The sequence below is a fragment of the Bifidobacterium felsineum genome, assembly GCF_002802915.1.
GTDB classification, from domain to species: Bacteria; Actinomycetota; Actinomycetes; order Actinomycetales; family Bifidobacteriaceae; genus Bifidobacterium; species Bifidobacterium felsineum.
The window spans coordinates 15,581-28,439 of sequence record NZ_PEBJ01000005.1; the positions used below are offsets into that span (position 1 = coordinate 15,581).

The window sequence follows — 12,859 nt, forward strand, 5'->3', positions numbered from 1 at the left end:
ACGTCCATTCGGCGCTTCGAATTGCGCGAAACGTCCATTTTAACCCGTATTTGGCAGCTCCTCAAAGAGAAAATGCACGCTCAAGCACAGACGCTCGCCCGAATGTCCACACAACCCGCCCCTGCACCGTTCCCCCCGACTGCCGCATCGGCACAAAACGCAAAAGACCGCACTGGCGCTTGGGTAAGCGTACAGTGCGGTCTAGCTGCTCCCAGCTCAGCTGCGGCGGCGGACGGTCAGGACAGCTCCGGCGGCGACGGCCAGAACCAGGACGGCCACACCTGCCACAGCCACACTGGAGCCGGTGGCTGCCAGAGACTTCTTAGCGGCAGGCTTCTTGTTATTGCCCTTATTCGTGCTCGGCTGAGTAGGCTGTGGGTTCTGCTGGGAGGAGGCCGGGACCGTGAACGAATCCCACACCAGCGGCAACGTCGCGTCATATGGCTTGAACACGATGCGGTGCTTGCCTGCGGCAAGGTTCGCCGGCAGCGTCACCTCAAGGGTGCCCTGATCAGACACGGTCGCGCCCACGGCCAAGGTGACCGGCGTGGAGTACACGTACACGTCACCTTGCTTGCCCACGTATTCGGACGGCAGCTGCAAGGTCAGCTTCTCACCGGGCTTCGCGGTAGACGGCTTGACCAGATCGGCATCCTGCGTATCGACGGTCAGATCCTTGTCCGCGTCCGGAGCTACGGCTTTCACCGTCACCACGCGCGTGGCGGTGGCCGTATTGCCGGCCTTGTCCTTGACCGTGTAGGTCAGCGTGGTCCTGCCTGGTTTGGAGGTATCAACGGCGGACGGAGCGACCGTAATGCTCTTGGTCACGTCGCCATCAACCGCATCCTTCGCAGAAATGCCGGCCAGCGGATCGAACGTGCCCCCTTGCTCAACCGTCACATCCGAAACACCCGAGAACACCGGAGCGGCGGTATCCGGAGCGGGAGCCTCGCTACGATCAAGCTCGATGGTGCCAATCTCCTGCGGCGCTACATCCCAGTTGATATAACCGACATACACGTTGAAGTACTTGACCTCAGGATTTGCGTATGCAGCATCCACGAACTTGGCAAGGTCAGCATCGTCATACGTGCCGTTTCCCAAAGCGAACGGCTTTGAATTTCCGCCCTCGCCGACGTAAAGCCAATTATTGTAATTGGCTACCCACAAATCACCAGAAGCTGCTACAGTCCCGTCGCGCATCAGGCAGGACTGGCCATATGCGCCATTGCCAAGATCATGCAAGGGAGAGTCACACGCTGAAATGTACAAAGCACCGCGGAAGCTTCCGCCCCAGCCGGTAGTCGTAATGGACAAATCTTTGAAATCGGCCTTACGAACCGTTGTCTGCTGAACCTTACCGAACTGCTTCTTAGTCTGCCACTGGGCATATAGCACTCCGCCTTCAGGGTACTTCAGCTTGCCGCTCGGCAATGTCGGAGCCTGATCGACCACGATTGCACTTTGCGGGTCTGCAGACGTTGACTTAAAGAAGTACCAATCGCCGGTGCCATCCGCCTTAGTGTTCCATCCGTAGAAATTTCCGCTAGGAACCAGTGTATTGGCATAGGCGTAATCGGTGGAGTTCAAATCGGGCGTCCAAGCGTCGCCATCGCGAACGCCGTTAATGGCTTCCTTGACGTATCCGTACTCTTGGCCGACGTTACGTCCCCAAACAACTTTTACCGCGCCATCAGTTTCGGCGGCATTGGCGGTGGCCACCATGCCGGTCAATAGCATTGCCAAAGCGGCGAACACGCCTATCAGACGAAGCCACAGTGGTTTATTGTTGCGATTGTTCATCGCACTCTCAATTCTCTCGAATCATTCGTCCACGAACCACTCGACGACTTGAAAACCAACGCTACTTAGGGGGAAGGACGGTTATTTGGACATTCCCGTATTGAATGATGAACGCAATCGGAAACGTGTACCGGTAGAGCGCCCCTACTTGCCGTTCCCGAAGAGCAAGCGACGCGCGAATACGGGCTGAAATGGACGTTTCCGGCGATTCGCAGCGCGAAATAGGACACTTTGGGGCTTCAAAACGTCCATTCGGCGCTTCGAATTGCGCGAAACGTCCATTTCAGCCCGTATTTGAGGCAAAGCACAGTCGGTTCAGGCCCGCTCCGCTGGACACGGCAGACGGCGCACACATATGCAAAAACCGCACCGGCGCTTGGAGAAGCGCACAGTGCGGTTTTCTTGAAAGTCTGCTAGAAGTCTAGCGAATCGCTCAGGCGGCGATCACGTCGACGACCTTGCGGTCGCGGCGGACAGCGAACTTCACGGAGCCGTCAGCAAGAGCGAACAGCGTGTGATCCTTGCCCATGCCGACGTTCTGGCCCGGGTGGAAGTTGGTGCCACGCTGACGAACGATGATGTTGCCGGCCACGACAGCTTCACCGCCGAACTTCTTCACGCCGAGGTACTGAGGCGACGAATCGCGACCGTTACGAGAGCTGGACGCACCCTTCTTATGTGCCATGATTCATGGTCCTTTCTATGACTCAGGCGATCGCCGTGACCTTGACGGCGGTCAGCTTCTGGCGGTGGCCCTTACGACGAGCAACACCGGTCTTGTTCTTGTACTTCTGGATGTTGATCTTCGGACCCTTGGCCTCGTCGTCAACGACTTCAGCCTTGACGGAGACAGCAGCCAGATCCTTGGCGCCGAGGGTAACCTTGGTGCCGTCAACCAGAAGAGCAACCGGGAACTCCACGGTGTCGCCCTTCTTGGCGTCGAGACGATTCACGAGGATGGTATCGCCAACCTCGACCTTTTCCTGATGGCCACCGGCCTTCACAATCGCGTACATAGTAATTCCTTTTATGTTTTGGAAAGCTTCCTTGCCCAACGCGCACCGAGCCTGCGGTCAGACACCGAGTTTCGAATCTACACCTACACGCGGACTAAATCAACTGATTTTGTCCAGCGTGTCAAGCACGACACACCCGAAGTGGCGCGGAAAAGCGCCATCCCGGGGGTTGAAGTCTCATGCTGTGCTATAGAGCCTCGCCCGAGCTATGCTCGTTCACTCCTCATCGGCGTTGTTCGCAGCCACTGCGGCGGCCGCAATCTGCGCCAACTTGGCCTTGACGTCGGCACTGGATCCCGCCGGTTCAGGAGCGGGAGCAGTACCACGGCCGTGCTTGTTGGTCTTGACGAACGGGTCGCCACCGCGAAGCGCGTACGGGTCATCGTAATCAGCCGAAACGGTCGGCTGATCGTGCAGGATAAAGCCTCGGCCCTTGCAGGTCGGGCATTCCTCGGAGAAGGCCTCGACCAAGCCCTGGCCGATGCGCTTGCGCGTCATCTGCACCAAGCCCAGCGACGTGACTTCGGCCACCTGATGCTTGGTACGGTCACGCGCCAGACATTCCACCAAGCGGCGCAGCACCAGGTCGCGGTTGGCGGGCATCACCATGTCGACGTAATCGATCATGACCATGCCGCCGATATCGCGCAAACGCAACTGGCGCGCAATCTCTTCGGAAGCCTCCAGGTTGCATCGGGTCACGGTTTCCTCAAGGGACTTGCCGCGGCCGATGAAGCGGCCGGTGTTCACATCGATGGTGGTCATTGCCTCGGTACGGTCGATGACGATCGAGCCGCCTGACGGCAGGTAGACCTGACGCTCCATACCCTTCCTGAGCTGGGAGTCGATCTGCCACTTGTCGAACACGTCCTTGCCCTCATGCTCGGCCGGGTCCCACTTCTCCAGCTTGTCCTTCAGGTCGGGGGCCATCGTGTCGAGGTACTCCTCGATACGGTCGTACACCTTATCGCCCTCGACGATGAGCTTGTTGAAGTCATCGTTGAAGATGTCACGCACCACGCGGATGGCCACGTCCGGCTCGCCCTGCAGCAGCTTCGGGCGCTTGCCATGCCAGAATTCCTCACGCTTGGCGTTGATGCGCTCCCACTGGCGGACCAGGGATTCGAGATCCTTGACGATGGCCTCTTCGGAAGCGCCTTCAGCAGCCGTGCGGATAATCACGCCCATGTCCTTCGGCGCAATCTTGGAAACGATGTTCTTCAGGCGGCTGCGTTCACGTTCGGACAGCTTGCGGCTCACGCCAGTCATGCCGCCGGACGGCACGAGCACCAGGAAGCGGCCGGCAAGTGTGACCTGCGAAGTCAGTCGCGCACCCTTGTGGCCAATCGGATCCTTGGTGACCTGCACCAGCACCGGATCGCCGGACTTAAATGCGAGCTCGATGCGGCGAGGCTGGCCCTCGAGGCGAGCGGCATCCCAGTTGACTTCGCCGGCGTAGAGCACGCCGTTGCGGGCCTGGCCGATATCCACGAAGGCGGCCTCCATGCTCGGCAGCACGTTCTGCACGCGGCCGAGGTAGATGTTGCCCACGGTCTGCACTTCCTGGATGTCGGAAACATAGTGCTCCACGAGCACGTTGTCTTCGACCACGGAAATCTGGGTGTGATGTTCGCGTTCGCGCACCACCATCAGGCGGTCCACGTTCTCACGGCGGGCGAGGAAGTCCTGTTCCATCAACTGGCTCTGGCGGCTGCGTTCGCGGCGATTATCGCGGCGGCGCTGCTTCTTGGCCTCGAGTCGGGTCGATCCCTCGACATCGGTGATCTCGTCGATGTACTGCTGCTTGCGGGAGCGGCGGATGACCGGCTCTTCGGCCGGCGCTTCTTCTCCAGCCTCCGCGTTCTTGCTGCCACGGCGACGGCGACGGCGACGCGTGATGGTCTGCTCGCCATCGTCTTCCTGAGCGTCGTGCTCGTCACGAGTGCGGCGGGCATCGCCGTCCTCTTCGCTGTTGTCAGCGGAATCGCCATCGGCTGCCGATGCCTCGACGCGCGAGCCACGGCGGCGACGACGGCGGGAACGGGTGCGCGTGGAGTCCATGGACTCCTCATCACCATCGTTCTCCTCTTCGGCAATCGGAGCATAGGAGATATCGTCCAGCTCGAGGTCTTCCTCAATCTGTTCGACCTCTGCTGCGGCACGACGCTCTTGTGCATTCAGGCGACGGGAGCGACGCGAACGACGAGAATCATCCGTGGATTCGGTATCCGTATCAGACTGGGCTTGAGCGTCGTTGGCGTTAGTGTTGCCGCTGCCGGCAGCATCGGCATTACGGCGACGGCCGTTGCGGTCCGCAGAAGCCTCGCGGTCGGCGTCGCGGGCGTCGCGATCGTCGCGATCGTCACGAGAGCGGCGGCGAGAACGAGTCGGGCGCTCTTCGAAGTCGGCATCATCGTCGAAGCGACGAGAGCGAGCACGGCGACGGAGGCGGGGCTCGTCATCGTCGTCATCCTCATCATCATTGTGGCTGTTGTAGCGCGTTGCGGGCAAAACCGGTTCCTGGAAAAGCAACGAGGTCATCGGCTTGCCGCGGCGCACCGCATCATGCCCTTCAGGCAACGAATCGACGGCATCCAGCAGACGCTCGTCTGAATCATCATCAGTGAATGCATCAGTGCGGCGACGGCGACGAACCGGACGCTCCTCGAAATCCGCCTCATCATCGTCGTCAATATGACGGGCACGCGAGCGGCGACGAACCGGGCGGCGATCATCCTCGTCATCAAAGGCCACATTTGCGCGGGAGCCGGCAGCAGTCTTCACTGCATCAGCGGATGCTTCCGCAGAATCTGCAGCAGTATCAGATTTGGATTCAGACGGCAACGCGGGAGCTTCGAACAGCGGAGCGGAGTGGTCCTGAACCTGCAGTTCCAGCGATGCGCCGGCGGCACCGGTACCACGCACTACGCGGCGGCCACCACGACGGCGACGCGTCACCGGAGTCGCAGCAGACGCTGCAGCAGGCACAGCATTGCTCGCCGTACTCTGAGAGCCGGCATTGGATACGGTTGAATTATCGGTTTCGCCGTTGACGAAACCTTCAGGGTTTTCAGTGGGCACAATGCTCCTCGCGGCGCGCTGCATCGCGACGCCATCCAGGCCTATACGCTTCGCTCACACCATGCTCTCACCATGGCCGCGCGAAAACGCGCTCCGCGTAAAGGCAACTTCGTCTCAAGTCTGTCCTGCAAATGGCGGACACCGGCGCTTGCGTTGTCTCTTTCTCGAGAGCCGCAAGGGGATCGACGCCATTTCGCACGCTGATGGTCATGCAGAACCACCGTCTTTCAGTATGCCACACTTTTTGGCAACGACGTGCGCAGGGGGGGCACACGTGAGTCAGACCAGCCAGTCCAGCAGCAGATCCGCGAGCGCCGCCAAATCGGACTCAGGGACCTGTTCATCATGCTTATGAGCGAGCAGTGGATCACCGGCGCCCAAGTTCACCGCCGGAATGCCGAGCTGGGAGAAGCGTGCCACGTCGGTCCAACCGAGCTTGGCCAGCGGATCGTGCCCCGTGCGCTCCTTGACCAGTCGCACCAGATCCTGCGCAAGCGGCGCGGTAAGGCCCGGGCGAGCGGAGGGTGATTCGTCCTTCATTTCGATGCCGTAGCCTTCGAATACGCCGCCGGTGGCAGTGTGCTCGCCATTGCCGAGTTCGGCCCCCGCATCCGCACCCATCATCAGTGCCTTGGCTTCTTCGAGCGACTTGTCCGGAGCGAAACGGTAGTTCACATGCACGCGGCATTCATCCGGAATGACGTTGGTGCCTTTGCCGCCGGAAATCAATGTGGCGTTGAGACCCTCGCGGTAGTTGAGACCATCCACATTCACCGTGGCCGGTTCGTAGGCGTTGAGTCGGTTCAAAATCTCGGCCGCCTTGTGGATGGCGTTCTCCCCCATCCATGCGCGGGCGGAATGCGCGGCGACACCGTGGGTAATCACGTCGAAGCGAATCGTGCCGTTGCAGCCGCCTTCGATGCCACAGCTGGTGGGCTCGCCGATGATGGCGAAATCGCCTTGGATCCAGTCGGGGTGCGCTTCAACCACTTTTCGCAGACCGTTCTTTTCGGCAGCGACTTCCTCGTGATCATAGAACACATAGGTGAGGTCGACCTTGGGATCGCTCTCCACCGTGCGGCCGTCGAGTACGGCGGCAAGGTAGAGCATGACCGCGTCGGATGCCTTCATATCCGTGGCACCACGGCCCCACAGCACGCGCTCGTTCGGGTGGGCCTTGGCGATGTCTTGGCGAATCAGCGGGTCTCCGGGCTCGAGCCAGCGGGGCGGGAAGTTGTCGATAACCGGCACGGTATCGATGTGTCCGGCGAGAATCACACGGCTTGGCTTGTCGAAGTCGGTGGAGGCCACCACGGTATCGCCGTGACGGCGGACGATCAGGTGGGATTGAGTCTTCAGGAAGGCTTCAATCTCATCGGCGAGAGGGCCTTCGCTATCGGAGACGGAGAAGTTCTCCATAATCTGGGTCAGCAGGCTTGCGAGCTGCTCGTTTTTGGAGGTGGTGCGGTTCAATTCAAGCGTCATGTGTATCAGCGTACCGCGCGTGGCGGCGAGTGGCCCGAATGGTCTCGGGTAGCGCCAGAAATTCCGGAAATCAATGGCTTCGTCCCGAAATTCTGACGCTGAGCCGCCGTCAGTGACAGAATTTCGGGAGCATAGGGCCATCTTCCGGAATTTCGGACACTGAACAGACATAAGCGTACGAAATTCGGGGCGAAGCCGCTGATCCCCTGAAATTCTGACGCTCAGTATGCGGCGTTCACGGCGAAGTGCACACGAAGCTCCCATACGGCACGCCACAAACCTTCGCGTCCGCGATATGGCCCGCACCGTGAGATTTGAGCACCATATACAGCCAGCTGTGCCACACTAGGTGCGATAGAGGGAGGCATCAGCAACAATATGACCGGTTTGATTAGTGCCATGCAGGGTTTCTGCGTTATCGGCATCGTGATTTTCGTGGGATATGTGGCGGCCCGCATGCGCATCGGCGGCCCTTCCGCGCAAATGGTGCTGAACCGCTTCTCATTCTTTGTCTCCAGCCCGTGCCTGATGTTCGCGATCCTCTCCAAGGAACCTATTTTCGACATCTTCCACCCGTCGATCATCGTGGCGTTCCTTTCCGCCATGCTGGTGGGCATTGTGTTCCTTGTGCTCAATCAGATGTTCTTCCATCTGAAGGCTCCGGACGCCACCATCGGCGCGCTGAACTCCCTGTATCTGAACTCCAACAATATCGGCCTGCCGGTCGCCACCTACATTCTGGGCAATGGTGCGCTGGTCGCCCCGATTCTGGTGATGCAGCAGGCACTGTTCACGCCGATTGGGCTCACGGTTCTGGACGTAACGACCAAGGGCAAGGTATCAGTCAAGGAAATCGCCAAACAGCCGCTGCATCAGCCGCTGCTCATCGGTTCGCTGCTGGGTATTGTGGTCTCTGCGTTGAACGCCAAGCTTGGCTGGTTCCCGGTGCCGAACTTCATCTATGACCCAATCAATATGATTGGCGAATCCGCAGTGCCGATGATTCTGATGGCATTCGGCATGTCACTGCACGGCACCAAACCGCTGCAAAAGAAGGGCGATATTCCAGCCATCTTTACCGTGGCAGTCTTGAAAAACATTGTGATGCCGATTATCGCGTTCCTGCTCGCCTACTTCATGATGGGCTTCCGTGGGCCGGAACTGTACGCCTGCGTGGTGCTCGCCGCACTGCCGACCGGCCAGAACGTTTACAATTACGCGGCCCGCTACAACGTGGGTCTCACCTTCGCGCGCGACGGCATTCTGTTCAGTACGATGACCAGCCCGGTGTTCATTGCGATTATCGCATTCCTGCTGAGCTAAACCCCGCAGCGAATGATTCTCAATAAGAAACGTGCGGGGAATACGCACACTTCCGCACAAATCGCGCAGTCACGATTTCGCGCCAGTCCGCCATTTCGCGAAGATCCATGTGTGATTCTCCCGCACGAATCCCCGCACACTTCTTATTGAGAATCATTCGCTGCGGGATTCCATTCGCGATAATCGCGGATAGCACAGTCATACAGTCCGCAGCCGGTCATATCCACGCGCGCATGGCCGGTGACGGCAACGACATAAGCCCCAGATGCGCGCGCAGCGGTAAGTCCCGGCAGGGAATCCTCGAAAATGACGCAATCATGAGGGTCGGCACCAGCCATTCGAGCGGCATGTAAGTAAGGTTCTGGGCTTGGCTTCGGCGGCAGATAATCATTCCCGCTGATTGCGCCAACAAATGCGCCGGCTGGCGCTTGCCCCAGCACATTATCCGCGATGACGCGCGGCGAGCCGGTCACTAGTATGGAGGGAATTCTCTCAGCGGCCAACCAGGTCAGCAGTTCACGCGCACCTTCCACCCATGGCAGATGTTCCGATTCCATACGCATGACTTCGTCAGTCAGCCTCTGCACAATCTCGTCGGCGGGCAAGGCAACCCCGCGCTCATGCAACAACCGGATCAGCACCGGCAATGAAGCGCCCTGCATCGCTTTGGCGAGCGCATCATCCCAAGTGCCGCCATATGATTCCAGCAATGTGCGCTCGGCAGTCACCCAGTATGGGTCGGAGTCGATCAGTGTGCCGTCCAGGTCCCAGAGCACCGCTTTGGACTTACGGAATATGTCAACACCATGATTCATGGAAGCCACTCCCCTTCTCCTAGCCTTGCCGGCAATAATGATGGGATTGGCCCGGCATACGCCGAGGACCAATCCCATCATCGCGCGACTACCCGGCAATCATGCCGCCTGCAACACAGTCTGATATACCGGCTGCAACTCGACAGATTCCAATCCCGCCTGCTGCCCATCAACGTTCTCCATGCGAGCCGCCATTGCGGACTCCACGTTCACGTTGGCACCTTCCTTAATTGGCGTAATGGTGAGCACCAACTGCCCCCGATGGTCTTCGAGCAGCTGCACGTATTCCTTGAGACCAATCTCCCACACATCGCCGTTGCAGAAGTTATCGTCCACCAGCGTGCTGCCACACCACAGCCAACCAATATCACCGGAATAGCGCACGCGCAGTCGCATATCGGCAACACCATCGGCGGCGAGCAAATCGTCGGGCAAATCGATCACATATCGGGTGTCAGAGAGCTTCTGCACGCTCGGGCTCACGGAAACTGGCTTGTACTGGACGCTCTGCTCGACAAGGAACTCGGCTGGGTATGAGGTCACAGGAACGGTGGCTTCGGTGGATTCCACAATGATGTGACCATCCAGTTCGTAGACGGCAGCGCCATTGTTGGTAATGCTCGGATGAGCAGCATCCTGGGAGACCGCATCGCCGGCGAAGACCAAGGCGGTGCCGTCGGCCACCACGGTCATTGAATCGGCTTTTGCACGGCTCACACAGATGATATCCACGGTGTGGCCTCTGCCATCCGAGGCCGGGAAGGTTTCCATCTTCGCTTCAGCCGGCACATGGTGCACGGTGCCGTCCACGAAGCGGAACCAGCAGTCGTCCATGCCGTCGGGCTTCAAAAAGACGAAGGTACGATGATCAGCACCTGCCGGGGCGATCACAGTAACCGGCTGAGCGGTGGCGGCGGTAAGCGTCACACCGTCGAGATCCATGTTGAACGGCAGGATGCAGTTCTCATCGGAGGCCAGACCAATGCCGTCGAATGTCACGGTTTCGCCGGAAGCCAAGGTGACCGACACCGATTCGCCATGCTTGGCCGGCATGCTGGCGTGATCCTGGAAGTTGTTGAGGAACACGAAGCCACGCTCACCATCGGTACGCACACACCAGCGCAGCGACTCCATATCGGTCGGCGCAATCGACTCCTGACCTTCCGGCGCGGCCACACCGAGCGGGCACAGTCGGTCGGCGAACGCCAAGGCGAAGTAGTGCACGGCCTTCATACGACGGTAGGATTCGCGCGTCTGGCCGAATTCGCCAAGCGCAGCCTGGAAGTCGTAGGAAATCTTCGGCAGCTGGCTTTCGTTCAGGTAAATGCCGTCGCCGATCGGGTTGGAACCGCCCTGGAACATGTAGTAGCCGAGGAAGTTGCAGCCGGATGCCATCTTGATGTTAGACATGGCGTCCACCGACTTCATCGGCAGCACGAAGCGGTAGTTGTAGGAGCTGAACATGCCGCCGCCCATCTCGCAGCAGGCGTAGGGCTTGGTTTCCGGCTCATAGGTGGGTGCGAATTCCTCGCCGCGTGGGCAGTCGTTGGAGTGGAAGTTGCGGTACACGTATTCGTCGGTGACCGGATGCTCGCCGGGGCCAGCATAGAACAGCCACGGACGATAGGCGTAGCCGCCCCATAATGGCAGCACGTCATCCGGCACCGGGGAGCCGCCCCAACCGGTGTTGGTGTAGAACGGCACCGAAATGCCCTCCTCTTCGGCGATGCGGCGCAGCGCATGCACGTAGGCGAAGCCGTCATGGCCGCCGGGCACCCATTCGTTGGTGATGCCGGTGGTCATCTCCCACGGGGAGGAGGAGTGCATGTATTCGTTGTCAAGCTGAGCGGCGACAATCGGGCCGCCATCCTTGAAATACAGGCCGTCGAGCTGAGCGGCGACGTGCGCGTAGAGATCGCGGACTTTGTCGAGGAAGCCGGGGTCCACGGAACGCACTTCGTAGGGCTTGCCGTACATCCAGTCCGGGATACCGCCGTTACGCACTTCGCCGTGATCGAACGGTCCGAGACGCACAATGACCTTGAGCCCGTGCTTGGCGCACAGTTTGATGAATCGACGGATATTGCGGCGACCGTTGAAATTCCACTGGTTCTCATGCTCTTCATGATGATTCCAGAACACGTAGGTGGCGATGACGTTCACGCCGCCGGCCGCCATTTTGGCGAGCTGCTCATCCCAACGGGAGGGGTTCATGCGCGAGTAGTGGAATTCGCCGCAGACGCCGTAGAACAGCTTGCCGTCGAAGGTCATGTAGTAGTTGGTGAAATCCACTGCGGTGCCGTCCGGCGCCACGCCCCAATCATTGCGGGTGATGGAGAACGGTGTGATGGCCTTCGGTTTGAAACCGGTCAGGTCAAGCGTGTGATTCATGGGATTACCTTTCGAAAAACATGAGGTATTGCAATGTGGAAGAGAGGAGGCCGGGTGTTTGGTAAGTGACGAAGTACCATACACCCGGCAAAGGTGGAGCATTTAGCCTTTAACGGATCCGGCAACCAGGCCAGCGACGATCCACTTTTGGCAGAAGATGAAGAAGACGAATACAGGGATCAGGGCGATGGTGGTGATGGTCATGAACAGTGGCCAATTGGTGCTGAACTGGCCCATGGCGTTGAACACCTGCAGCACCAGCGTCTGTTTCTCAGTCGAGGAGATGTAGATGTTCGGGGTCATGAAGTCATTCCATGTCCACATGGTTTCAAACACCACCACGGTGATCAAGATTGGGCGAATCAACGGCAGTACGATCTGCCAGAAGATACGGAACGGACCTGCGCCATCCAAGCGTGCGGCTTCGAACAGTTCGCCGGGAAGCCCGCGCATGTACTGCACAATCAGGAAGTAGCAGAACGTGGCACCGCCCAGGTAGAGCACAATCAGGCCCAGCAGGCTGTCCACCAAGCCGAACTGCGCTTCCATTTTGTACTGCGGAATCAGCAGCGTCTGACCGGGGATCACGAACGAGAGCATCAGGAAGGCGCCAATGCCAGCCGTAAGCTTGCTACGCTTCTGCACCATGCCATAAGCGGCGAGCGCGCCGATGATCACCATGAAGAACACGCCCACTACAGTCACAATCAACGTATTAATCGTGGCCTGAACTATCGGCAGATTCTCCATCGCATAGGTGTAGTTCTCCAGCGTGAAGTGCGTGGGCAGGCCGAACGGGTCGGCGGCCATGTCACCGGAGTTTTTGAATGTGTTGATCACCACAACGTACAGCGGCACCGCGCAGATCAGGGCAATGGCGATGACCACAACCGAACGGATGGCGGAGCGAATGCGTTCGCGCTGGCTCAAGGACAATCCACGGGC

General features: G+C 59.2%; 9 protein-coding genes. 1 reads left to right on the plus strand and 8 read right to left on the minus strand.

The window, feature by feature from the left end; translation table 11 throughout:
• Window positions 1-216: 216 nt before the first annotated feature.
• From CSQ86_RS09935 to dapE, 5 genes are all read right to left on the minus strand, one after another.
• A complete protein-coding gene (locus CSQ86_RS09935) occupies window positions 217-1,803 on the minus strand; it encodes a DUF5011 domain-containing protein (RefSeq protein ID WP_117434551.1) in 1,587 nt (528 codons plus the stop codon).
• Window positions 1,804-2,236: 433 nt separating this feature from the next.
• Entirely contained in the window at window positions 2,237-2,488 is a 252-nt protein-coding gene (rpmA, locus tag CSQ86_RS08485) for a 50S ribosomal protein L27 (RefSeq protein ID WP_033891262.1), read from the minus strand.
• A gap of 22 nt (window positions 2,489-2,510) precedes the next feature.
• Window positions 2,511-2,819 carry a 50S ribosomal protein L21 gene (rplU, locus tag CSQ86_RS08490; RefSeq protein ID WP_033891261.1) on the minus strand — a complete coding sequence of 103 codons (309 nt, stop codon included), beginning with the start codon at window positions 2,817-2,819 and terminating at the stop codon, window positions 2,511-2,513.
• Between the two features lie 216 nt (window positions 2,820-3,035).
• Complete coding sequence (locus CSQ86_RS08495; protein ID WP_165773816.1) at window positions 3,036-5,924, minus strand: Rne/Rng family ribonuclease; 2,889 nt, start codon at window positions 5,922-5,924, stop codon at window positions 3,036-3,038.
• A gap of 255 nt (window positions 5,925-6,179) precedes the next feature.
• Window positions 6,180-7,385: a succinyl-diaminopimelate desuccinylase gene (gene dapE, locus CSQ86_RS08500; RefSeq protein ID WP_100494693.1), complete on the minus strand. Its 1,206-nt coding sequence runs from the start codon at window positions 7,383-7,385 to the stop codon at window positions 6,180-6,182.
• Between the two features lie 378 nt (window positions 7,386-7,763).
• On the opposite strand from dapE, the gene CSQ86_RS08505 reads away from it, so the two are divergent.
• Entirely contained in the window at window positions 7,764-8,708 is a 945-nt protein-coding gene (locus tag CSQ86_RS08505; RefSeq protein WP_100494695.1) for an AEC family transporter, read from the plus strand.
• A 143-nt stretch (window positions 8,709-8,851) separates the two neighbouring features.
• On the opposite strand, the gene CSQ86_RS08510 is transcribed toward CSQ86_RS08505, so the two are convergent.
• From CSQ86_RS08510 to CSQ86_RS08520, 3 genes are all read right to left on the minus strand, one after another.
• A complete protein-coding gene (locus CSQ86_RS08510) occupies window positions 8,852-9,523 on the minus strand; it encodes an HAD family hydrolase (RefSeq protein WP_100494799.1) in 672 nt (223 codons plus the stop codon).
• Between the two features lie 99 nt (window positions 9,524-9,622).
• On the minus strand, window positions 9,623-11,914 hold the full coding sequence (locus CSQ86_RS08515) for a beta-galactosidase (protein WP_165773817.1): 2,292 nt from the start codon (window positions 11,912-11,914) through the stop codon (window positions 9,623-9,625).
• A 102-nt stretch (window positions 11,915-12,016) separates the two neighbouring features.
• A complete protein-coding gene (locus CSQ86_RS08520; RefSeq protein WP_100494800.1) occupies window positions 12,017-12,850 on the minus strand; it encodes a carbohydrate ABC transporter permease in 834 nt (277 codons plus the stop codon).
• Between the last annotated feature and the right edge of the window lie 9 nt (window positions 12,851-12,859).